General features: G+C 64.4%; 24 protein-coding genes and 1 tRNA gene. 16 read left to right on the top strand and 9 right to left on the bottom strand.

Annotated elements, in window-relative coordinates:
* Nucleotides 1–60: 60 nt before the first annotated feature.
* From LA343_RS01255 to LA343_RS01245, 3 genes are all read right to left on the bottom strand, one after another.
* Nucleotides 61–137, bottom strand: a tRNA-Pro gene (locus tag LA343_RS01255).
* A gap of 162 nt (nt 138–299) precedes the next feature.
* Nucleotides 300–1,238, bottom strand: a complete 939-nt coding sequence (locus tag LA343_RS01250; RefSeq protein WP_039911712.1) for a metallophosphoesterase — start codon at nt 1,236–1,238, stop codon at nt 300–302.
* A gap of 156 nt (nt 1,239–1,394) precedes the next feature.
* Entirely contained in the window at nt 1,395–3,635 is a 2,241-nt protein-coding gene (locus LA343_RS01245; RefSeq protein ID WP_025403749.1) for a transglycosylase domain-containing protein, read from the bottom strand.
* Nucleotides 3,636–4,169: 534 nt separating this feature from the next.
* On the opposite strand from LA343_RS01245, the gene LA343_RS01240 reads away from it, so the two are divergent.
* The 4 genes from LA343_RS01240 to LA343_RS01225 all read left to right on the top strand — a co-directional run bounded on the left by LA343_RS01240 (nt 4,170) and on the right by LA343_RS01225 (nt 6,140).
* Nucleotides 4,170–4,550, top strand: a complete 381-nt coding sequence (locus LA343_RS01240; RefSeq protein WP_025403748.1) for a WhiB family transcriptional regulator — start codon at nt 4,170–4,172, stop codon at nt 4,548–4,550.
* 91 nt (nt 4,551–4,641) lie between these two features.
* Nucleotides 4,642–4,797 (top strand): Sp36 family protein, encoded by a 156-nt coding sequence (locus LA343_RS01235; protein WP_119664394.1) that lies wholly within the window; start codon nt 4,642–4,644, stop codon nt 4,795–4,797.
* A 2-nt stretch (nt 4,798–4,799) separates the two neighbouring features.
* Nucleotides 4,800–5,288 carry a RidA family protein gene (locus tag LA343_RS01230; RefSeq protein ID WP_025403747.1) on the top strand — a complete coding sequence of 163 codons (489 nt, stop codon included), beginning with the start codon at nt 4,800–4,802 and terminating at the stop codon, nt 5,286–5,288.
* Nucleotides 5,289–5,312: 24 nt separating this feature from the next.
* The gene (locus LA343_RS01225; protein WP_025403746.1) at nt 5,313–6,140 is read left to right on the top strand and encodes an MBL fold metallo-hydrolase; all 828 of its coding nucleotides are present in this window, start codon (nt 5,313–5,315) and stop codon (nt 6,138–6,140) included.
* A 133-nt stretch (nt 6,141–6,273) separates the two neighbouring features.
* Here the strand turns inward: LA343_RS01225 and glxR are convergent, their stop codons facing one another.
* The gene (glxR, locus tag LA343_RS01220) at nt 6,274–6,957 is read right to left on the bottom strand and encodes a CRP-like cAMP-activated global transcriptional regulator GlxR (RefSeq protein WP_025403745.1); all 684 of its coding nucleotides are present in this window, start codon (nt 6,955–6,957) and stop codon (nt 6,274–6,276) included.
* A 228-nt stretch (nt 6,958–7,185) separates the two neighbouring features.
* On the opposite strand from glxR, the gene nth reads away from it, so the two are divergent.
* The 4 genes from nth to LA343_RS01200 are packed head-to-tail and all read left to right on the top strand — an operon-like array spanning nt 7,186 to nt 10,733.
* Nucleotides 7,186–7,947: an endonuclease III gene (nth, locus tag LA343_RS01215; protein ID WP_224209186.1), complete on the top strand. Its 762-nt coding sequence runs from the start codon at nt 7,186–7,188 to the stop codon at nt 7,945–7,947.
* 7 nt (nt 7,948–7,954) lie between these two features.
* A complete protein-coding gene (locus LA343_RS01210; protein WP_052337595.1) occupies nt 7,955–8,692 on the top strand; it encodes a TlpA family protein disulfide reductase in 738 nt (245 codons plus the stop codon).
* A gap of 2 nt (nt 8,693–8,694) precedes the next feature.
* Nucleotides 8,695–9,525, top strand: a complete 831-nt coding sequence (locus LA343_RS01205; protein ID WP_025403741.1) for an NUDIX hydrolase — start codon at nt 8,695–8,697, stop codon at nt 9,523–9,525.
* Nucleotides 9,522–10,733 (top strand): MarP family serine protease, encoded by a 1,212-nt coding sequence (locus LA343_RS01200; protein WP_039910996.1) that lies wholly within the window; start codon nt 9,522–9,524, stop codon nt 10,731–10,733. The genes LA343_RS01205 and LA343_RS01200 overlap by 4 nt, the downstream gene beginning before the upstream one ends.
* A gap of 36 nt (nt 10,734–10,769) precedes the next feature.
* Here the strand turns inward: LA343_RS01200 and LA343_RS01195 are convergent, their stop codons facing one another.
* Together LA343_RS01195 and LA343_RS01190 are read right to left on the bottom strand one after the other, a co-directional pair.
* Nucleotides 10,770–11,678 (bottom strand): alpha/beta fold hydrolase, encoded by a 909-nt coding sequence (locus LA343_RS01195; RefSeq protein WP_039910995.1) that lies wholly within the window; start codon nt 11,676–11,678, stop codon nt 10,770–10,772.
* Between the two features lie 64 nt (nt 11,679–11,742).
* Nucleotides 11,743–12,252: a phage holin family protein gene (locus tag LA343_RS01190; protein WP_025403738.1), complete on the bottom strand. Its 510-nt coding sequence runs from the start codon at nt 12,250–12,252 to the stop codon at nt 11,743–11,745.
* 92 nt (nt 12,253–12,344) lie between these two features.
* Here LA343_RS01190 and LA343_RS01185 point away from each other — a divergent pair, with 92 nt between their 5' ends.
* On the top strand, nt 12,345–13,169 hold the full coding sequence (locus LA343_RS01185) for a Fic family protein (protein WP_025403737.1): 825 nt from the start codon (nt 12,345–12,347) through the stop codon (nt 13,167–13,169).
* 26 nt (nt 13,170–13,195) lie between these two features.
* Here LA343_RS01185 and LA343_RS01180 read toward each other — a convergent pair whose 3' ends face one another.
* Nucleotides 13,196–14,023, bottom strand: coding sequence for an HAD family hydrolase (locus LA343_RS01180; protein ID WP_025403736.1), 828 nt, complete (start codon nt 14,021–14,023; stop codon nt 13,196–13,198).
* Between the two features lie 254 nt (nt 14,024–14,277).
* On the opposite strand from LA343_RS01180, the gene LA343_RS01175 reads away from it, so the two are divergent.
* The 6 genes from LA343_RS01175 (at nt 14,278) to LA343_RS01150 (ending at nt 18,816) form a co-directional block, all read left to right on the top strand.
* On the top strand, nt 14,278–15,345 hold the full coding sequence (locus LA343_RS01175; RefSeq protein ID WP_025403735.1) for a cellulose synthase operon protein YhjQ/BcsQ: 1,068 nt from the start codon (nt 14,278–14,280) through the stop codon (nt 15,343–15,345).
* Nucleotides 15,346–15,395: 50 nt separating this feature from the next.
* A complete protein-coding gene (locus LA343_RS01170; protein ID WP_081737372.1) occupies nt 15,396–16,628 on the top strand; it encodes a TadA family conjugal transfer-associated ATPase in 1,233 nt (410 codons plus the stop codon).
* Nucleotides 16,625–17,674, top strand: coding sequence for a type II secretion system F family protein (locus tag LA343_RS01165; RefSeq protein ID WP_025403733.1), 1,050 nt, complete (start codon nt 16,625–16,627; stop codon nt 17,672–17,674). Before LA343_RS01170 ends, LA343_RS01165 begins: the two co-directional genes overlap by 4 nt.
* 120 nt (nt 17,675–17,794) lie before the next feature.
* Complete coding sequence (locus tag LA343_RS11825; protein ID WP_374957140.1) at nt 17,795–18,127, top strand: DUF4244 domain-containing protein; 333 nt, start codon at nt 17,795–17,797, stop codon at nt 18,125–18,127.
* A gap of 84 nt (nt 18,128–18,211) precedes the next feature.
* Nucleotides 18,212–18,511: a hypothetical protein gene (locus LA343_RS01155; protein ID WP_025403731.1), complete on the top strand. Its 300-nt coding sequence runs from the start codon at nt 18,212–18,214 to the stop codon at nt 18,509–18,511.
* On the top strand, nt 18,508–18,816 hold the full coding sequence (locus tag LA343_RS01150) for an Rv3654c family TadE-like protein (RefSeq protein WP_025403730.1): 309 nt from the start codon (nt 18,508–18,510) through the stop codon (nt 18,814–18,816). The genes LA343_RS01155 and LA343_RS01150 overlap by 4 nt, the downstream gene beginning before the upstream one ends.
* A gap of 58 nt (nt 18,817–18,874) precedes the next feature.
* Here LA343_RS01150 and LA343_RS01145 read toward each other — a convergent pair whose 3' ends face one another.
* A complete protein-coding gene (locus LA343_RS01145; RefSeq protein WP_144084532.1) occupies nt 18,875–19,075 on the bottom strand; it encodes a hypothetical protein in 201 nt (66 codons plus the stop codon).
* 66 nt (nt 19,076–19,141) lie between these two features.
* Nucleotides 19,142–21,517, bottom strand: a complete 2,376-nt coding sequence (locus LA343_RS01140) for a DEAD/DEAH box helicase (protein ID WP_025403729.1) — start codon at nt 21,515–21,517, stop codon at nt 19,142–19,144.
* 284 nt (nt 21,518–21,801) lie between these two features.
* On the opposite strand from LA343_RS01140, the gene cspE reads away from it, so the two are divergent.
* Complete coding sequence (gene cspE, locus LA343_RS01135) at nt 21,802–22,005, top strand: transcription antiterminator/RNA stability regulator CspE (RefSeq protein WP_025403728.1); 204 nt, start codon at nt 21,802–21,804, stop codon at nt 22,003–22,005.
* Nucleotides 22,006–22,107 lie beyond the last annotated feature (102 nt).

Below are 22,107 nucleotides of genomic sequence, written 5' to 3'. Positions count from 1 at the left end.
AGAAAACACCGGCGGGCTCACAATGTGAGCCCGCCGGTGCGGTGTGCCCCGGGGGGCTGATGGTCGGGATAACAGGATTTGAACCTGCGACCTCTTCGTCCCGAACGAAGCGCGCTACCAAGCTGCGCCATATCCCGGTCTGGAGCGACACGGTTCGAAACCGAACCAATGAAGCAACGTTGAACACTATAGCCCGCTACCCTCGGCGCTGCCAAAATGCCCTGGGTTAAGCGCCTAGGAGCGCTCAGCTCGTAGACGTTTTCCGTGGATCATTCCGGTGGTTTTCCAGGAGTTTTTCCTTAACGGGTCTTCTCCGTGACATGGACGAGCGTGGCCGAGGGGCGGCAGAACGTGCGGAACGGCACGTACTTTGAGTTGCCCAAGCCGTTGCTGACATGCAGCCACATCCGCTCAGTCCACCGCGACAGGCCCGCGACCCGCGTGCGGTCGATGCCGCAGTTGGTCACGATCGCGCGGCCACCGGGGAGGCAGAGCTGCCCACCATGAGTGTGGCCGGATAGGACGAGCTGGTAACCGTCGGCGGCGAAGCGGTCCAGCACAGCAGGCTCGGGGGAGTGGCTCAGGCCAATGGCAAGGTCGGCATCCGGGTTGGGTGGTCCGGCGATGGCATCGTAATCATCGAGGTCGTGGTGCGGGTCATCCACACCGGCGATAGCCAGCTTTAGCTTCGGCGCCCCAGACAGAGACCCCGTAGCTTCCGGATCAATGGCGAATTCGACTCTGGTGTTGGTGGCATCGAACCAACCCCGCTCGATAAAGGCCGCCCGCATGCCTTTCCACGGAAGCTCCACAGAGGAGGGCTTGCGCTTCTTGCCCAACAAGTAGATGAAGGGATTGACCGGGCGGGGTGCGAAGTAATCGTTGGAGCCGAAGACGAACACGCCGGGGCGATCGAGGAGGGGGCCGAGGGCGTTGAGTACGCCGGGAACACCTTCGGCCTCGCCAAGGTTGTCGCCGGTGTTGATGACGAGATCGGGGTCCAGATCATCCAGCTGGGAAATCCACCGCTGCTTAGTGGTCTGGTTGGCGAGCATGTGGAAGTCGCTGACGTGGAGAATGCGGAAGGACTCCCAATCGTCCGGCAGGCTACCGGGTTCCAGCAGCGGCACCTCTACGTGGTGCAGGCGGAACTGCGTGATTTCGCGATTCGCTGCGGCGAGAGTGCCCAAGCCGGCCACAGTGGCGGCTCCCGCAGCGGCAGCCAACTTGGCGGCCAGCGTACTGCCGGGCGTGTGCCCAGATGTGGCGCTTGTAGTAGTCCGATGGTTCTTTCGCTTCCTTCCGCCACGAAGGGTGGTGAGCGGTGAGGGCGAAGGCAAGAGAATCAGTCCTAACTGCGGTCGATGGGTGTTCGAAGCGTGAATAGTTGGTGGTTATTGGCCGAGCCGGTTGAGGAACCGGTTGAGGTCATCGAGGCCCCGTTGTACCTCCGGGGAAATGGGAGGAAGCCCGACCCCTGGGTTGCTGGGCGCCTGTGCGTAGGGGGAGAACCCGTTCGACCGCGAGTTGCCGGTGGGGGCGGAAATATCCGCCCAGGCCTGCGGGTTCGTGCCCGCATTGTAACGCGGGTCGTACGGCGGCAATTGCGGGCCGCCGTAGCGGTTGATGTTGGGGATCGTGGTGGTGAAGTAGATCTGAGCGGGCTCCTCACCACCGTAGAGATCACCCTTGGCGCATTGCCGCACGGGAGCGGTGCACAGGTTCGCAGGCGTTCCACCATCGTTGAAGATGTAGGAGGAGCCAGCCCAGCCGGGCGTGAAGCCTAGGAAGGCTGCGGAGTAGCTGGTCTCCGTGGTACCGGTCTTTGTGGAGATGGGCCCGCTCCAGCCGGTCGCGCGGGCGGCGTTGGCGGCGGTGCCCGTGGACACGTCGCTTCCCATGCCGTTGGCGAGGGCATGGGCAACATTGCTGTCCAGAACCTGCTCGCAGGGCTTCTTCTTCAGTTCCTGCGGGATGCCCTTGCGGTCGGTGACGGACAGCACCGGGGTGGGTTCGCACCAGCGACCGTTATCCGCCAGCGTGGTGGCCACGTTGGACAGCTCGAGGGGGTTGACCGGTGTGGGGCCCAGCACGAAGGAACCGAGGTTCGCGTTCTTGACGTAATCCTGGATGGAGCTCTTCCCGTCAAAGGTGCCGTCTTGTGCGTAGGAGCGCAGTCCCAGCTTCACCGCGAGGTCCACGATGCGGCCCATGCCGATCTTGTGCGCCATGTTGATAAATGGCGTGTTCGGACTGGTCGCCAGCGCTTCGCGCAGCGTCATCGAGGGCTTGTAGTTGGTGGCGTTTTCCACGCAGTACTTGTTGGGCGGGCAGCCTTCGGCGCCGCCATCGCCCATGCCATCGACTTCCACGCGCTTCGGCACGGCCAGGTTCGTGTCCAGTCCCATTCCGTCCTGGATAGCGATGGCCGCGGCGAAGATCTTGAAGATTGAGCCTGCGCCGTGGCCCTGCAGTGAGTGCGTGAGCGGCATGACGGTCTGGTGAGCGTCGGTGTTGAGGCCGTAGTCGCGTGATGCGGCCATGGCGACAACCTCGTGGGTGTCTTTGCGCGGCACCAGGTAGTTGGTGGCCGCCGCCACGCCTGGGGTGGTGGGGTCCACATTGGCCCGCGCGGCGTTTTCGGCCGACTTCTGCGCGGCCGGATCCAGAGTGGTCTTGATGGTGTAGCCACCCGCGGCGATCTTTTCCCGGCTGTAGCCCTGGTCGGCGAGCCATTCGAGCACGTAGTCGCAGAAGAAGCCCGCGCCATCGGCTCCAATGCAGCCATTTTGCGGAATGGCCGGCTTGTCCTTGACACCCAACGGTTCCTGGGAGAGCTGGTCTGCCTGCTGCTGCTGCAGGGTTCCCGCTGTCACGCGGGCCTGGAGCACGTCGTTGCGGCGAGCAAGTGCACCTTCCGGATTGGTGTAAGGGTTCAGTCCGCTGGTGGACTGTACGATTCCGGCCAGGAACGCCGCCTGGGTGTCGTTGAGGTCGGCGGCGTTCACCCCAAAGTAGGTCTGCGCGGCGGCCTGTACGCCGTAGGCCCCGTTTCCGAAGGACACGAGGTTGAGGTAGCGGGTGAGAATCTCGTCTTTGTTGAACTGTTTATCCAGCTCGGAGGCCATCTTCATTTCGCGAAGCTTGCGCGGGATAGAGGTTTCGATAGCCGCGTTTTGCTCCGCTTCGCTCTTCGCACTGATGAGCCACAGGTAGTTCTTCACGTACTGCTGGTCCAGCGTGGATGCGCCTTCTTCCACTCCACCGCTGGAGAGGTTGGACACCGTTGCGCGCAACGTGCCGCGCAGGTCCACGCCACCGTGTTCGTAGAAGCGCCGATCCTCGATCGCCACGATGCTGTCTTTCATCGCCTGCGAAATCTTGTTGGACGGAACTTCGGTGCGGTTTTGCTCGTAGAGCCAAGCCAGCGTGTTGCCCTCCCGGTCGGTGATCCGGCTGGTGAGCGGCAAGGTGTTGTTTTCGCTGATGTCCTCGAGGTTCGAGTTCATCGTCTTTGTGCTGGCATTGACGGCCCATCCACCTGCTCCGGCGATGGGCAGAATGGCCACGGCTAGGAGCACGCCACCGGTGAGGATGGCGAGCAAGAGCTTGTTGAAGGCCTGAGAACGTTCCACCCGTTACACATTAGCCGACTGTGAGACGGTCTCCTTTGTCTTTAGCGTTCCCGCTAGGTTTCCCGTTGGCTTTCTCTTCTTTCTCGACGCCACCCCACGGCCGCCCCACCCGGCGGGGGTAATAGGTGACATGCCCGCTTCTTCGGCGGTAACGGAAGAGTCTCGCGGGGCAGATGTGACGGGAACCGCCGACCCCCAGGGCTGCGCACTGTGATGCGAATCACGCGCCGAACCCCTGTGACCTGCGAGTGCTGGTGGTAATGCGCGCTGGGTTTCGGGTTCTGCGCCTCACGTTTCACGGTTCCGCGATCGCCGATCGTGGAGCGATCTGGCTGCATTGTCGGCCATATCTCATGAATGTCTTTCCCGGCCTAAGTACCCCCAAACTGTGATCCATTCGACAGTTCTAAAAACGTGTGAATAAGATTACGTTCACCGCGAAAACGAAGACCCCACTGACATCTATCGCGCACAACGATGAAGCGTATTCGCGGGATCCGCCCCAAACGGATCAGCGCTTTTCTGGAGGAGATCATGACTGCATCGCTCGCACGCCCCACCGCAACCACCAGCGTGGGTGCTCAACCCACCCGCATGCCGGCGAAGCAGCTCACCCACCGCGATTCGTTCCGCAATCGTGGCGAGTGGATCACCGAGGCGCACTGCCGCAACGTGGACCCGGACGAGCTCTTCGTCAAGGGTGCAGAGCAGCGCAAGGCCGTGGCGATCTGCCGTCACTGCCCGGTGGTTCTGCAGTGCCGCGCTGATGCCCTGGATAACAAGGTGGAGTTCGGCGTATGGGGCGGCATGACCGAGCGCCAGCGCCGCGCGCTGCTGCGCAAGCACCCCGAGATCGATAGCTGGGCGGACTTCTTCGCCGGCCAGCTGGAGGCCGTCGCGAACACGCGCGACTAGCCTCACCACTGCTACAACACCCGCCACGTACCGAACGCACATGCCACGCATGTGAGCCCTCGGTGCGTGGCTCGTTACGTATAGTGGTGCCATGACTAAATGGGAATACGTGACCGTTCCGCTTCTGACCCACGCCACCAAGCAGATCCTCGATAACTGGGGCCAGGATGGCTGGGAGCTCGTCTCTGTGCTGCCCGGCCCGACCGGTGAGCAGCACGTCGCTTACATGAAGCGGGAGCTGAACTAACGATGGCCGCACAGACTTTTAGCCAGCGCCTGACGGATCTCGGCATCACCCTTCCCCCGGTGGCCGCCCCCGTCGCCGCTTATGTTCCTGCCGTGAAGTCCGGCGACATGGTCTACACCTCCGGCCAGCTTCCCTTCGTTGATGGATCCCTCCCCCAGACCGGTCTGGTCGGCGAGGACAATCACCAGGGCGCATCCGTGACCCCCAAGGAGGGTTACGATCACGCCCGCCAGGCCACCCTCAACGCACTCGCCGCCCTCGACGATCTCGTGGGGATCGATAACGTCGAGCAGATCGTCAAGGTCAATGGTTTTGTGGCCTCAGCTGCAGGTTTCGGCGGTCAACCTGGTGTGATCAATGGTGCCTCGGAACTGCTCGGGGAGATTTTTGGCGACGCCGGTACGCACGCCCGCGCCGCAGTGGGTGTTGCCGAGTTGCCGTTGAACGCCCCCGTAGAGGTAGAAATCATCGCGCGGGTCACCACCGCGTAAGCTATTCGTTCTAAACTGGGAGCCATGGAGCATCCTGCTTATAGCGAATTACGTCCAGTGACCCCGAACGTCGGCGTGGTTCTTGCGCCGAACCCCAGCTATGCAGCGCTGGAGGGAACCAACTCGTGGGTCATCCGTGGGGAAAACGACTCGGTTGCCGTGGTCGTGGACCCAGGCCCGCAGGACGAAGGTCACCTCAACGTCCTCAACGCCAAGGCCACCCAGAACGGCGCCACCATCGCGCTGGTGATCCTGACTCACCGTCACGCGGATCACGCTAATGGCGCGCAGCGCTTCCGCCAGATTTCGCAGGCGCCGGTGCGCGCCTACGACAAGCAGTACTGCATCGCTGCGGAAGAGCTGAAGGATGGAGAGATCATCTCCTTCGAGGGGCTCACTCCCACCATCGAAGTTGTGCACACCCCCGGCCACACCTCTGATTCCGTCTGCCTGTTCGTCCACTCGAAGGGCGGCAATGACGATTCGGACGTGGAAGGCATCCTGACCGGCGATACGATCGCTGGCCGCCACACCACCATGATTTCCGAGACGGACGGCGATCTGGGCGACTACCTGGAGACGCTCACCAAGCTGCGCGACCGCGGCAAGGGTATCCCGCTGCTTCCCGGCCACGGCCCGGATCAGCCGGATCTGTCCGAGGTTGCCGAGCGCTACATTGAGCGCCGCGAGCAGCGCCTAGACCAGGTCAAGGAGGCCCTGCAGGAGCTGGGTGATGACGCTCCGGTGATGGACATTGTGGATCACATCTACACGGACGTGGATCCGGTTCTGCGTGACGCCGCTGCTCAGTCCACGCGCGTCACGCTGCGTTTCTTGCGCGGCGACAAGTAGTCGGCACGCAGCTATACCCCGCTGGATTCAGCTAGACCCAGCTAGATCTAGCGATGCGGGGTGGCGCGCTCCCCAGCGCGCCTTTGCCCTCCCCCTAGTGCCCTTGCAGCCCTAGCGCTCTCGCGCTAGAGCGCTAGCGGGCGCGCTTGGCCAGACGCTCCGTGTCGGAAATCAGCACAGATTTGCCCTCGAGGCGGATCCATCCGCGGTGCGCAAACTCGGCCAGTGCCTTGTTCACGGTCTCGCGGGATGCGCCCACGAGCTGCGCGATCTCTTCCTGCGTGAGGTCGTGGTGCACGCGCAGCGCGGTGCCTTCCTGGGTGCCGAAGCGGTTCGCCAGCTGCAGCAGCGCCTTGGCCACGCGGCCGGGCACGTCGGTGAAGATGAGGTCGGCCAGCGAGTTGTTCGTCCGGCGCAGGCGGCGGGCCAGCACGCGCAGCAGCTGCTCGGAAATCTCCGGGTGCTCGCCGATCCAATCGTGCAGCATGGTGGAATCCATGGTTGCTGCGGATACCTCGGTCACGCACACGGCGGACGAGGTGCGCGGACCCGGGTCGAAGATGGACAGCTCGCCGAACATGTCGGACGGGCCCATGACCGTGAGGAGGTTCTCGCGGCCATCCGCCGCGTGGCGTGCCAGCTTCACCTTGCCGCTGATGATGATGTACAGGCGGTCGCCGGGCTCACCTTCCTCGAAGATGGTGGTGCCTCGGGAATACTTGACGGTGTCTAACTGTTCGATCAAGGCTCGAACGGCTACTGGATCCACTCCTTGAAAAATCCCTGCGCGGGACAGGATCTCGGATACTTCAGACATCGTGTGTACTCACTCCTGATCAATTGCTGGCGACTGTGGTGAGGTGCAGCCTACCTTCTTGTGTATGTTTGGTTACTCCAGGTACACAATACCCGGAAATGTCACACTTCAGCTCAAATAGGGTGCTTTTTCCGGCCACTCACAGTCAATTGGTGGTTTCGCACATTTTTGGGCCCCGCTGTGAGCCAGATGACGGCCTGAATGACGGGTCGCACTACTGTTGTGGGCATGGCACCTTCCCGAACGCACATCGCCGCCCGCGGCAAGGAGACTCCGCTGGGGCGCAAGCGCCGGGCCCGCAAGATCAACCGCATGCTGGCCGTCGCCTATCCCGATGCCCACGCCGAGCTGGACTTTAGCAATCCCCTCGAGCTACTGGTCGCCACCGTCCTATCCGCCCAGTGCACCGACGTGCGCGTCAACCAGGTCACTCCGGAGCTGTTCCGCCGCTATCCCACGGCCGCCGATTATGCGGAGGCCAACCCCGATGAGCTGGAAGAACTCATCCGCCCCACCGGCTTCTTCCGCGCGAAGGCGAGGTCCATCCAGGGGCTCGCCAGCGCCATCGTCGACCGGCACGGTGGCGAGGTCCCGCGCACCCTCGACGAGCTCGTGAAGCTCCCCGGCGTGGGCCGCAAGACCGCAAACGTGGTGCTCGGCAACGCGTTCGGCGTGCCCGGCATCACCGTGGACACCCACCTGGGCCGCCTCGCGCGGCGCTGGATGCTCACGGAGCAGCAGGACCCAGTGAAAGTCGAGCGCGACCTCATGGATCTCATCGAGCCCGCCGAGTGGACGATGTTCTCCCATCGCGCCATCTTCCATGGTCGCCGTGTGTGCCACTCGCGCCGCCCGGCGTGCGGTGCGTGCCTGCTGGCCAAGCAGTGCCCGAGCTTCGGGGTGGACGGCCCCGCCGACCCGCTCGCCGCGATGGAACTCATCCGCTCGGAGGACAGGGATCACCTGTTGTCTCTCGCCGGATTAGAGTAGGTACGCAATGAGTACCGAGTCGACCAGCGAGCAGCCAGACACGCCCCCATCGACCGACCGCACCCGCATGATCATCGTGACCATCACGGTGCTCGTCGGGCTAGTTGTCGCGAGCATTCCGCTGCTCACCACGCTGATGTCCAGCGACGATGCGTCGTCGTCCTCGTCAACACCAGCCACATCTGCCCCGTCCCTGTCCGAGCCCCAGTCCGCTCCTTCTTCTCCCGACGCCACCAGCGCCCCAGCCGCCCCCGGTCCCGTTGAGGTATCGCACCGGGTGGCCTGCCCGAAGCCCACCAACGGCGCCACCCCCAGCCCCACTGCCGAACTGCGGGATGTCCGACTGCCCTGCCTGACGGAGGGAGACGCCCCCTCCGAGACGTCCATGGCAGAACAACTGGCAGGAAAGCCCAGCGTCATCAACGTCTGGGCGTGGTGGTGCGGTCCCTGCCGCGAGGAACTGCCGATCATCCAGCAGCTCGCGCAGGACAACCCGCAGTGGAACGTGGTGGGCGTGCACCTCGATGCCAAGGCTCAGGCCGGCGCTGATCTGCTCAAAACACTCAACGTCACCGACCTGGCGAGCTACCAGGACTCCAACCACACCTTCGACGCCGCCACGGGGATCCCCAAGGTCGTGCCCGTGACCATCGTCTACCGCGCAGACGGCACCCGCGCGGCCACCTTCGCGCAGACCTTTGATTCCGAGGCCGAGCTGCAACAGAAAATCCAGGAGGCACTGTAGCCATGCCATACTCCCAACAGCAGTGGCTCCACGCCGCGCAGCAGCAGCCCACACTGCCGGAGAACGTCCCCACCTGGCTGCGACGATTCGCTGCAGACTGCCGCACAGGGGACATCCACGATCTACTCAACGACAAGGCACGAATTGTGCCCGATAAGGACGCGGACGGCCATCCGCCCCGCTACTCAGCGGTGCTTATTCTCATCGGTGGCGACCCCGAATGGGAGCCCAAAGACGGTGCCGCCCGCGGGGTGGCGTCGTACCCCAAGGATGCAACCGTGCTGCTGACCCACCGGGCACCGACCATGCGGAAGCACAGCGGGCAGGTCGCTTTTCCCGGCGGCGGGCGGGAGGATCAGGATGACGGGCCGATCGCCACCGCCATCCGCGAAGCGCAGGAGGAAACCGGGCTGAACCCCGAGAGCGTGGAACCGCTGGCGATCATGCAGCCGATCTACATCGACCGCAGCAACTTCGCGGTCATCCCCGTGCTCGCCTACTGGCGCACCCCACACCGCGTGTACTGCGCGAGTGCGGAAAACGACTGGGTGGAACCGTATCCGATCAGCGAACTGGCCAACCCGGAGCGTCGATTCCGGGTGGAATTCATGCAGTGGAACGGGCCCGCATGGAAACTCGGCAACCTGGTGCTGTGGGGCTTCACCGGCGGAGTGATCAGCGCAATGCTGCAACGCGCCGGGTGGGACCAGCCGTGGAACGATTCCGATAGGGTAGATCTATTCAGCGCACTGAAACAATCCGACAACGGGGAGGCCCTGGGACAGATGCACCGTGACTTCACCCACGCAGGCCCCGAGGGAGGCGCTCCATGATCAGCGGGTCGCTCATCGTCGATATCGTGCTGGTGCTCATCGCCATCGGCGCGATGATGTCCGGCTACCGTCAGGGAGGATTCAGCGCATTCCTGAGCCTCATCGGCGTGCTTGTGGGCGGGTACTTGGGCGTGAAGCTCATCCCGACCTCGTTCACCCTGGTGGACAAGTTCTGGCCGGGGCACTCCGGGGCGCGCTTCATCGCTGCGCTGGTGACGGTCACGCTGCTCGTGGTGATCGGTTATGCGCTGGGCTCCGGGTTGGGGCTGCGGTTGCGCAACGCGATCCGCACCCGGGCCGTGTTCAAGCTGGAATCCCTGGTGGGAGCGATCGTGCAGGTCGTGACAACGCTGCTGGTGATCTGGCTGATCGTGGTGCCCATCGTGGCCAACAGCAACGGGTCGCTGGCGAAGTCTGTGCGCGGCTCGGCCATCCTCGGGGCTGTCGGAAACGTGGTGCCGGAGTGGCTCAAGCAGCTGCCATCTGAGACCGCAGCACTGATCAACGCCTCCGGCTTCCCGGTCATTACTGACCCCCTCGAGACTCTGCCGAACGCCAACGTGGAGGCGCCCAATAGCGAGCTGAACAACTCGCCCGAGGTGCAGGCCACGCGGGAGAGCGTGGTGCACGTCGTTGGCCAGGCCGAGCAGTGCAGCAGGCTGCTACAGGGCTCGGGCTGGGTCGTGGCGGACAACGTGGTGATGACCAACGCGCACGTCGTGGCCGGAACGGATCACGTGCAGCTCGCCACAGATAAGGGGCCGGTGAACACCGAGGTGGTGTACTTCAACCCCCAGGCAGATATTGCGCTGCTTCGGGCATCGGACCTCAACCTCGTGCCGATGAAGTGGGCGCAGGAATCCGGCACGCAGGGCCAGGACGCGATCGTCATGGGATACCCGCTCGGCGGCCCGTTCAAGGCCACACCCGCGCGCATCCGTGATGCATTCATGGTCAGCGGGCCCAATATCTACGGCGACAAGCGCGTGGAGCGCGAGGCGTACTCGCTGCGCGGCGAAGTGGTGCAAGGTAACTCTGGCGGACCGCTGATCGATACGAGCGGGCACGTGTTGGGCCTGGTGTTCGGCGCGGACGTCAACGAGAGCGATACCGGTTACGCGCTCACCCGCGATGAAGTTCAGGGGCAGGTCGGGGACGTGAACCAGTGGCGCACGCCCGTGGAGACCGGCGCCTGCGTGATGAAGTAGGGGGTACCAGGCCCGCTGCTGGAGTCGCTAGCGCTGCTAGAACAGTCCGCGGATCTGGTCCGCCACGGCCTCGGGGTCCTCGATGTGCGGGTAGTGGCCCACGCCGTAGAGGAGCTCGGAGCGGAACGATGCGGCCCGCTTGGCGGACTTGCGGGCCACGGCGGAGCTGTAGTTGGGGTCCATGTTGCCGTCGATGGCCAGCACCGGCGGCTTGATCTTCCGGGGGAAGCTGCTGTCGAAGATCGCCCCCTCGGGGCGGAAGCGGCTGCGGAACGGCCAGCGCTGGTATTCGGAGGACAGGTGCGCGACCTTATCCACCTGCATGGCGGCGCGGCGCTGCGCGGCCATGTAAGAATACAATTCGGTGTCGCGGAAGCCGGGGCCCACGTGAGCGCGAAAGATTTTCTCGGCCAGGGCGGCGTCGGATTTCACGAGACGGTGCTCCGGGAGGCGCGGTACCTGAGCGGCGAGAGTGCGCCGCAGCAAACGCCACTGAGAAAACGGGTGGGAGGCAACGTACCGGAACATCACCACGGGGTGCGCCGAGGAGAGCGATACGAGATTGCGCACGCGATCCGGAGCGTGCGCGGCGAGCGTCCAGCCCACCATGCCCCCGAAGCCGTGGCCCACAACCGTAGCCCGCGTGTGGCCGAGCCCGCGGACGGCGCCGGCCATGTCGCTGGCAGCGGTGGTGAGATCGTAGCCGCGCGGGGTCTTATCCGACCGGCCGTAACCGCGCAGATCAACGGCGGCCACGCAGAGATGATCGCCGGAGAGCTGCTCCATCAAGGGAGCGAAGTCGAAGGCCCCGCCGCCCCAGCCGTGGATGAGGAGCACGAGGGGCGCGCGGCGGGGTCCCTGGACATCGACATGAAGCCGCACGCTCCGGGAGTGCACGAAGGCGGCTTCCGGAGCGTGCGGCGGTGCTCCATCATGAGAGGTCATGAAACTCGTTGCCCTTGGGGAACGGTCGCGCGCTGAACAGCGGGGCGCAACCGGTGAGGGGTTCTTAGGTGTACATGCCCGGGTCGCGGGAATCCGCGCGGGATTTGCCCTTCTGCGGAACAACGGTCTTGAGTTCGCCGAGCGACTCGATGGTCTTTTCTGGCTTCTTGACCTTCTTGATCTGCTTGAGGCCGATCAGGGCCAGCACGGCCACGAGGGCCAGCATGATGAGGAAGACGATGAGGAAGGCCAGCCAGCGCGGCAGGAAGGTATCGAAGACCTCGGCCAGGGTGAAGAACAGGAAGAAGGAGCTGTAGGCCAGGATCACGGCAGCGCCGGCGAACAGGCCGATGCCGATGCCGGCCTTCTTGGCGGAGGTGGCAACCTCGGCCTTGGCGAGCTCAACCTCAGAACGAACGAGCGAGGAGATCTGAGCCGATGCGTCCTTGACCAGGTCGCCAATGCTTCCCTGACCCTTCGGGTGGGTGTCTACATCGGACAGAGGGATGGAATTGACCTGCGGGTTGAAGCTATCGCGGTCAGTGAACATGCCATCGCTATTGTTGTTGCTCACGGGTATTCTCCTGAATTCGCACCTAAATGACTCCCTATAGTTTGCCAGACTATGTGGGATCTCGCGTAATAGGGTGAATTATTGTTGTTTCTATGGCTGATTTTACGAACGGATCTTCGTCCAACTCGGTGAGTGCTGGGGCTCCCGATCCGTTGGCACCACTGGCGGACTTGCCGGGCGTGCCCGACGCCGTGGAGAAGGCCAACGACTTCCTAGCCCGAGTACACCGCCACCCCGCCAACCTCCGCGGCTGGGATGTGACGGGTTCGGAAGCGGTGCTGCGCGGTGCCCGCGCCTCGGCGCAGCTCGATGGCGGAAGCCCCCGCCTGCCCGAGGATGGGCAGGTAGAGGATGCTGTGCTCGCCGGCGCACTGCGCGCTGCCGAGATGCTGGCGCCGGACGGTATCACGGAGACCCAGACCACCTGGCGGCGAGCGCCGTCGCAGATCATGGCGAAAATCAACGCGGTGGCCAGCCCGCAGATGTCCGACCCCAGCTTCCGCAGCAAGGTGGCTGGATCTGCTGAGTTCCTCGTGCCCGGTCGGCCGAAGCGGGCCACGGATGGGCGATTGCAGCTGCTCGGCAATTTCATTACCGGCGGCACGAAGGTTAATGCAGTGGTGCTCTCCGCCGTGATCCACGGCGAGCTGCTCACGTTGCAGCCTTTCGCCGACGCCAACGGGGTCACCGCCCGCGCGTGTTCGCGCTTGGCCACGATTTCTACTGGTTTGGATCCGCGTGGCCTTGGCGTGCCGGAGGTGTGGTGGAATCGCCACCGAGCGGAGTATGCGGAGAAGGCGGAAGGGTTCGCGTCCGGTGCGCCCGATGCCGTGGCGGAGTGGATCGTGTTCCACGCGACGGGCCTGGCGGAAGGAACGTTGGAGGCGAAGTCCATCGCCGACGCGAAGCAGGGCTAAGTTGGGCTAAGCAGCCCTATGTTGGGCTAGGCGTTATCGTCTTTGCTCTTGAGCCACATCGCCAGTCCGGTCGCCGCCGCGCCGAGCAGCGCGAGCGTTGCGCCGGCTCCCACCAGCACCGCGCTTTGGGGGAACAGTGGTTCGGGCCGGCTGAAGTTCTTAATCTCCCAGCCGCGTTCTTGCGCGAGCTTGCGCAGCGTCCGGTCGGGATTGACGGCGGTGGGGTGTCCGGCGAGTTCGAGCATCGGTACGTCGGTGGCGGAATCGGAGTAGGCGTAGCTTTCGGCGAGGTCGTAGCCTTGCTGGTCCGCTAGCTCCTTGATGCGGTCGGTCTTGGCTGTGCCCTTGTTGAAGTGCAGCACCTCGCCGGTGAGTGTGCCGTCGATCTCTTCGAGTTCGGTGGCGATGAGGTGATCGACCTCGAGTTCTGCGGCAATCGGTTCCACCATGATCGAAGCCGATGCCGTGACAATTGCAATGTGGTGGCCCTGGGCTTTGTGCCAATCCAGCAGCTCGCGCGCCTCCGCATAGATAAACGGCGTGATGACCTCCGTGAGGGCATCTTGGGCCACGCTGCGTAGCGCCGCAGAATCGCGACCTTTGATGATGCTGGTCAGCGCATCTTTCGTGGCGACCATGCTTTCCTCGGTGTGCGCGCTGAGCATGTAATTGCCGAGCAGCGTGAGCATCTTGAGGACTTCCCCGGTGCTGATCAGGCCGCGTTGAGCCATGGGCCGTCGGTAGGCCAGGGATGCGGATGTGTCGATGATCGTCTTGTCGAGGTCGAACACCGCGAGAATCGTCGAGGATGCGCGCCGAGGTGTCACGGAATCAAGCGTATTATCTTCTGTCACATTTGTCACTCCAGTCACAATTTTGGCTACTTATCCACAGGGGTGGCTCCCTCTTTTTCTCGACGCCACCCCACTTATCCACACACCAGCACGCCGGGGCTGGCTAGTCTCCCCGGCCCGCTGGGAAAGTCTGGGGCATGACACGACGGACTTCGCGCTCTCCACACACTTCACGCTCCACACGCACCTCACACAGCCCACGCACTTCACACAAGCCGCGCGCATCTCGTGGGGCCGCGGCCACATCGGCGCTCATGCCCGTGTTCGTCAACGTGGCCGATCCGGCATGGATGCAAGAAGTCCGCATGGTTGTTGCCGTGACCGGGCGCATTCTCGTGCCGGTGACGGACGAGATGGAACCGCCCGCCGAAGCAGGATCAGCGTGCCGGACCATCGGGTATCTCGTCGCTGACCACGCAACCCCCTGGGACAAACACCCCAACCTCACCGTGATCCGAGTGGATACCTGCACCCCGTCGCTAGATGACGGAGGTGCACTCACCCTCGCTGAACGCATCGGTGCTGATGATCGCCCACTCATCGCCGTCACGGGTGCCGTGGGAGGCGCGGGAACCAGCTTGTTTGCCGCCAGCATCGCCCACTATCTCCATGCCCAGGGAACACCGGTGTTGGTAGTCGACGCCGACCGAGACTCCGCCGGCGTGGACGTGGTGTACGGGCTGGAAAACCAGCCCGGATGGCGGTTGGGTGACCTCCCGGAGGATGCCACCTGGGAGGACGTCGCGGCGAACACTCCCCAGCTTTGTGACGTGGACGGTGCCGGCATCCCCGTCCTCGCGGCGAGCCGGGATGTTACGGCGAGCTCCCGAGATTCCTCTGGCAGCATGCCCGGTTGGGGTGGACGCGTTGCATCGGTACTGCGAGGCACGCAGCGACCAGCCACGGTGATGGACTGCGGGCGCAGCCTTCCCGACGAGCTGGGGGAGCTCGGCCGGGAGATCGACCTGCACGTCATGATGGTTCCCCTCACCGTGCCGAGCATCGTGGCGGCGCGTGACCGCATCGCGCGGATCGCTGCAGATGGGCGTACCGAGCCGGTGGTCGTTGTTCGGGACATCCCCGGTAGCACCACCACGGTAAACCTGGCCGCAACCATGTTGGCGATCCGCCCCGCAGCGCGCATCCCCGAAGATCGACACTGCCTACAAGCCGTCGAGACCGGTCAAGTCTCTCACTGGCTCACCTCCACCCATCGCAACGGGCATCCAGCGGCCGCCACAGTGATAAAGGCCTTCGATAACGCCCGTGCGGAGCTGATCACTGACGTGCTTTCGAGCTATACGGTGGCGCGGGCGGGCTAGTGGCGTCGAGACGAAAAGAAGAGATCAGCACAGACAGGGTAGGGGTGAGCATGCGGGGGAAACGTGCGTTGCTGGGCGCGTGGGCCGGTAAGCAGCTGGCGGCGGAACGGGAGCGGGCGCTGCCGGACCTCGACGATCGGGCGGCGGTGGTTGATTTTGTGCGCAACGAGCTGGCTGAACAGGGCATCGTCGCGCCGGATGAGCAGGCGATCTCGGCAAGTTTGCGAGGCGCGGCGACGGTTGATGCGGTGGTGCACGTCCAGCAGGAACTGTCCGGGCTGGGGGCGCTGGCCGAGCCGCTAATGGATCCGCGTGTGACGGACGTGGTGCTCAACGGCGATGGCAGTGTGTGGTGCGATGCCGGCAGCGGCATGACCCGCTACCCGTGCGCGCCGATTGCCGCCGATGCGGCCAGGTCCATTGCGGTGCGGCTGGCCATGGCATGCGGGCAGCGGCTCGACGACGCCCAACCGTGCGCAGACGGCGTGCTCATCAACCTGCCGCCGGGCGTGTGCGCCGGGGCCGTGCGCGTCCACGCCGTGCTGGCGCCTCCCGCGGCAGGGGCAGCGTGCGTGAGCCTGCGCGCGCTCAGCAAGAGTTTCACCACCCTGGATGACCTGCGGAAAACCGGCATGATGAGCGCTCAGATGACTAGCGTGCTGCGGGGCGTGGTACGCGGTCGGCGCAACGTGGTCATTAGCGGCGGGACGGGCGCGGGTAAGACCACGCTGCTGGCTGCACTCATGGCTGAGGTGGGGCCGGACGAGCGAACCGTGGTGATTGAGGACACCCCAGAGCTGCTCATCGAGCATCCGCACGTGGTGGCCATGAGCACGCGCCGGGGCAACGCGGAGGGGGCCGGGGAGATTTCCATGCGCTACCTGGTGAGGCAGAGCCTGCGGATGCGCCCCGATCGCATCGTGGTCGGGGAGATCCGCGGCGCGGAGGTGGCCGACCTCCTCGTCGCGCTCAACACCGGGCACGCGGGTAGTGCCGGGACGATCCACGCGAACAGTCCGCATGCGGTACCGGGGCGGTTGGAGGCGTTGGCGGCGATGGGCGGGATGCCGTTGGCGTCGTTGAGGAGGCAGGCCGCTGACGGGATTGACGTGCTCGTTCATGTGGTGAAGACGGATGGTGGGCGGCGCGTTACGCACCTGGCCACGCTCGACCGGCGTGGTGAGGATCTGGCGATCCGCGAAGTGTGGAACGGCCGCCCCAAAGCGGGGTGGCAGGAGTTTTGCCACGGACTTCCCGGCGTGGGTGAGGCGGGTGCTGCATGATTGCCGCAGTGTGGTGCGCGTTGGTGGCCATCGTTGGGCTGACCGTCTCGGTTGTGGTGCGGCATGCCCGGGACATGCACAGGGACCGCACCCGCGTGGCGCATGTGCGTGACAGCGTGGACTTCATCTCCCGGGAACTTGCGGCGGGGTCGCTGCCGCTGGCCGCTCTGGCGCGGGCGGCGGATGTCGCGGGTGATGCCCAGGTTGGCACAGCCTTGCGGACCCGCTCGGCGGCGGTGCGCATGGGTGCCGATGTGGTTGGTGATGCGGGCAGTGAGCGACCAAGCGTGCCCGAGCTCGGCCACCTGTTTCGGCTCTGGTCGATCAGCCACACTCACGGCGTGGGGTTGTCCGGCCTTACGCGTTCATACGTTGTTGATCTCGACGCCCAACTGGCCCACATCTCCCGATCGCAATCGGCGATGGCGGGAGCCCGGCTGACAGTGGTTGTGCTGCTGGCTTTGCCGTGCGGGGCGGTTGCCCTGGGGCAAACGATGGGGTTCGGCACGCTGCGGTTTCTTACGGCGAACGGCCTGGGCTTGATGCTCAGCACAGCCGGAGTGGTACTGATCTGCGCGGGTGCATTGTGGGCGGAGAGGCTCACCATAACTGTTCTCGGCGGAGTGGGCGGACGCGCCGGGCCGGGCCACGGCCCCTTGACGGCCGCCCGCAATCTCGATGTCGTTGCGGCTGCATTGACGTCGGGGATGCCCCTAGTTCTCGCGTGGGCCACAGGGGTGGGGGATAACAAGGAAACAGCGCTGCTTCGCCTGGGTGCGGATAGCGCTGCCTGGGATGCCGTAAGTTCCGACCCGTTTTACGGGCCGGTGGCGCGGCAGGCGGCGCATCATGCCAGGTCGGGAGCTGCGTTAGCAGAGGGGATGAGAGATCAAGCAGAGCGTCTCAGACGGCTCGCGGCTGATCAATCCACCGCCGGGGCGGAGCGGGTGCTCATCGCGCTGGCGGCCCCGCTGACCTTGTGTTTCCTCCCCGCATTCGTCCTCGTGGGACTGGTGCCGTTGGCCATCGGCCTGGCGGGGCTGTGAGGTGCACGATGTGCGGCCTAGAGGGGCTGATCGTGCGCTGTACGAACCAACACAATTCAACGACAACACATCACGCGCATGCCCACCGATGGGCATGCCCAATCCGAAAGGACGATCACCATGACCACTACGACCACGACCGCTGTTTCCAACACCCCCTCGATCGATGTTGCGGAGCCGATGCCGGCACACACCGAGGATGCATTACTCGACTGCCCCGCACAAGACCTGTGCGTGTGCAGCGACCGAAACTTCATCGAACGCCAGTGGGATGCCTTCGTTGGTGCCGCCCGCAAGCACTGGGATGACGAAGAGGGAATGAGCACCATCGAGTACGCCCTCGGATGTGTCGCGGCGGCCGCGCTGGGCGCGTTGCTCTACACCGTGGTGACCTCGGACACCGTTGAGCAGGCACTGTCCCAGATTTTCGAGCGAGCCCTTAAGCAGGGCTAACACTCGCAGCCTGGTTGCGCGTCAGTCTTTGGGAAAGACTGCTGATCGAGCGTTCACGGCGATAACAAGAAAGGAGAGCACATCATGAACACAGTGGAAGGGGCTATCGTCATGTCCGCCTTAACGGTGGTCGTAGGAGGACTCCTTGCGGGGTTCGGCACCATGGCCACTGCTTCGGCTACTCAGTCACTGGCTCGGGATGTTGCCCGAGCTGAGGCGATGGGGGCCGACGGCCAGGCGCTGGCTCACGCCAAAGATCCCGATGCTGTGGTGGACATCAGCCCCACGGTGCATGCTGGGGTCAACTCCGTCACCGTCAGGGTGACAGCCCCGGCTCCACTGTTCGATGTCCATGCTGAGGCTGTGGTGGTGGCAGAACCGTGAGCACAACCTACGCAGTGAGTGCGACTCTTGCGATTCTGTCTCTTGGCGCGTTCATCGTCGCGAGCATGGCTCTGTTGGGAGAGCACGTTCGAGCCGTGAACGCTGCAGACCTCACCGCCCTATCAGCAGCAGCCATCAACGCTACCGGGGACGGTGATCCCTGCGCGGCGGCGGGCACTTTTGCCCAAGCAAACGGCACCACGCTCGAGAGCTGCGAGGTTGCGGGCGACCGGGTCACCGTTACGGTGGCAACCTCTGCCCGCAGCGCCACCGCAGCCGCCGAAACTGCTGTTGATGCAGGCTGATCATCCCTAGCTAGGGTCCGTGAGAGCCCGCTACTGGTCGATCCTTGCCAACTTAGTCCTAGTAGAGATTCAGTTCCTCCGTCAGGGCTGTTAGCTCATCGGCGGCTTGGCGTGCCGTGAGCTCGGCATCGTGTGCCGAACCTGAGCGATTGGAGGCATTGTCTAGAGGATGAGAAGCCTCTGGGGAAGAAGCTAGGGCCTGGGGATTCGTGGTCAACTTATGTTCGGCTGGCCCCTCGGTGGTGTTCGCATTTGCCATGAAAACAACATTAGTGAACCGTCTGCATATTGTGAATGCCCCGCCGCACCCCGATGGCGGCAGGTTTTAAGAATCGCCGGAGGTGGCGTCGGACAAAAAGGAGAGCAATTCCAGCGCACCCGTTTTGAAGAGAGGATCGTTGCCGTTGCCGCACTTCGGGGACTGCACGCAGGAAGGGCAGCCGGAATCGCAGCCGCACGACCCCACGGCGTCCGCGGTGGCGCGCATCCACTCGGCGAAGCGCGCGAAACCTTGCTCGGAAAAGCCCGCGCCGCCGGCGTAGCCGTCGTAGACGAACACGGTCGGCAGGCCCGTGTCCGGGTGCTCCACGGTGGACACGCCACCGATGTCCCACCGATCGCACGTGGCCAGCAGCGGCAACAAACCGATGGCGGCATGCTCCGCAGCGTGTAGCGAGCCCGGCCACGTGGGCTCCGGCAAGCCCAGGTCAAGCAGCACATCCGGTTCCACCGTGTACGCCACGGCGCGGGTGCGCAGCTCATCAGGCGGCACGTCGAGGGGGACAGTCTCCAAGATCTCGCCACTGGGCAGGCGCTTGCGGTAGCCCGTGACCTGGTGGCTCACGCGCACGTCGACATCCGCGAGCCACACGCCATCCGTGATCTTGACGGTCTGGCGGGTGCGCAAAAGCTCAATGTCCGTGGTGCGCACCGCGCTGGTGGAGTATTCCGGATAGGCCTGGTGAACCCAGGCCACGTTGTCGGCGAGGTTGAGCTCGTCCACGATGAACGTTTCGCCCTGGTGCACGTACACGGCGCCCGTGTGGACGTCGGACGTAGCGCGCGTGGCATCGACAGTGCCCAGCATGCGGCCGGTTTCCTGCTCCACGATCGCCACGTGCTCCGCCGCGCCACCGCGCAGCGCAACCTGCCCGTGGACCTCCTTGGCGCGGCGCAGATCCGCGAAGATGCCGCGGGGCCGACGCTTGAGATCGCCGCGGCGAAGCAAATAATCCACCACACGCTGCACATTCGCGGCGGCATCGGTAGCGCCCTCCGCGTCTGCCGTGTCCGTTGCGCCGCCAGCCCACGCCGCGATCTCCGCGTCCGTCAGCGGCTTCTCCGCCGCCGCGCACAGCAGGTGATCCGCCAGCACATAGGGATTCGTAGGGTCGAACACCGTATTCTCCACCGGCCGATCCAGCAGCGCTTCCGGGTGGTGCACCAGGTACGTATCCATCGGATCATCCGCGCCGACGAGCACCACCACAGCACCCTGCCCGCGCCGACCCGCGCGCCCCGCCTGCTGCCGGAAGCTCGCGATCGTGCCCGGGAAACCGCTGGTCACCACAGCATCAAGACCGCCGACGTCAATGCCGAGCTCCAGTGCATTCGTCGCAGCCACGCCCAGTAGCTCGCCGTTGTCCAGTCGCCGCTCCAGCTCCCGGCGGTCCTCCGGCGTGTACCCCGCGCGGTAGGCCGCCACCCGCACCGCGTCCTGGCTGCGCCCTAGTTGCGCCAGCTTTTCCGCCGCGTTGATCGCCACCATCTCCGCGCCGCGCCGGGAGCGCACGAACGTGAGCGTCCGCGCACCCGTGGCGATGATGTGCCCCATGATGTCCGCCGCCTCGCTGTTCGCCGCGCGGCGCACTGGCGCATCGTGTTCACCCTGCGTATCGGGCAGGAATCCCGGCTCCCAAAGCGCGATGGTGCGCTGGCCGGTCGGGGCGCCGTCGTCGGTGACGGCCAGGATGTCCGTGCGCCCGGTGAGACGCCGCGCGTGGGCGGCCGGATCCACGCTGGTGGCGCTGGCCATGATCACGGTGACGTCGTTGCTCGCCAGCCGCAGCAGCCTGCGCAGCACCATCGACACGTGCGCGCCGAACACGCCGCGGTACACGTGGCATTCGTCAATGACTAGGTAGCGCAGGGTTTTCAGCAGCCGTGTCCACGCGCCGGGGTTGCCTAGGATGCTGGCGTGCAGCATGTCGGGGTTGGTGATGACAATCCGCGCGCTCTCGCGGATCGTGCGGCGCGCCTCGGGTGGGGTGTCGCCGTCGTAGCTGGCCACGAGCACGTCGGCCAGACTCGCCGCTCCCGAACACATCGCCGCCAGGCTGGCTTTCTGGTCCTGCGCGAGCGCTTTCGTGGGGCTGATGTAGAGGGCAGTCGCCGTCGAGTTGGCGGCCAAGTGGCTCAGGATGGGCAGCTGATAGCCCAAACTTTTTCCCGACGCCGTTCCGGTCGCACAAATCACATCTCCACCCGACCACGCACGCTCCGCCGTCTCGGCCTGATGCGACCACGGCTGTGTTATTCCACGGTCGGCGAGGTAAGCCAGCAGGTCGGCATCTGCCCAATCAGGCCAGCTCACAGGGGTGCTGGACTGTGCGGGGACGTGCCGGATGTGGGTCAGGGTGGACCGCGGGAAGAAGCCGGTGATCTGGTCCAGAATTTCCTGGCCGAAGCTGGATTGAGTCATGATTATTCGGTCGCCATTCTAAACCCATTAGGGGGTGGGCAAAAAAACTTTGCCTCCCGGGTACTAATTAATAGTGTTTCGTGGCACACTGGTCAGCAGGTCGAAGAATACTGCCTGTTACTTGTGGGGCGAAAGCTGCAGTTGTACAGGGTGTGTAGGTTTTTTCACCCAATTTCCGCCCAACATGTAAGTACGTTGGGCGGCAGCGTTCACCACGAACGGCTCACAGAAGTTGATTGTGGCTAGGTGGATGCTGATCGTTTCACATACAGTTAGGTTTTAACATGGCACAGGGAACCGTCAAGTGGTTCAACGCTGAGAAGGGCTTCGGCTTCATTGCTCCGGAGGACGGCTCTGCGGACGTTTTCGTTCACTACTCCGAGATCCAGGGCAACGGCTTCCGTACCCTCGAGGAGAACCAGCAGGTCGAGTTCGAGGTCGGCGAGGGCGCTAAGGGCCCGCAGGCTCAGAACGTTACCGCCCTGTAAGACGTTCTTACTTCGCATATAACCACCGGTGCCCCCGCGCGGCGGTTCTGCTTCACTTCTTGGTGAGGCGGACTGTCGCTCGGGGGCATTAGTGTTGCTGAA

Origin of the sequence: Corynebacterium falsenii (genome assembly GCF_020099275.1) — a bacterium.
In the GTDB taxonomy this organism is placed as follows: Bacteria; Actinomycetota; Actinomycetes; order Mycobacteriales; family Mycobacteriaceae; genus Corynebacterium; species Corynebacterium falsenii.
The sequence above is the reverse complement of the archived record's forward strand: the minus strand, read 5'-3'. Positions and strand labels throughout refer to the sequence as shown.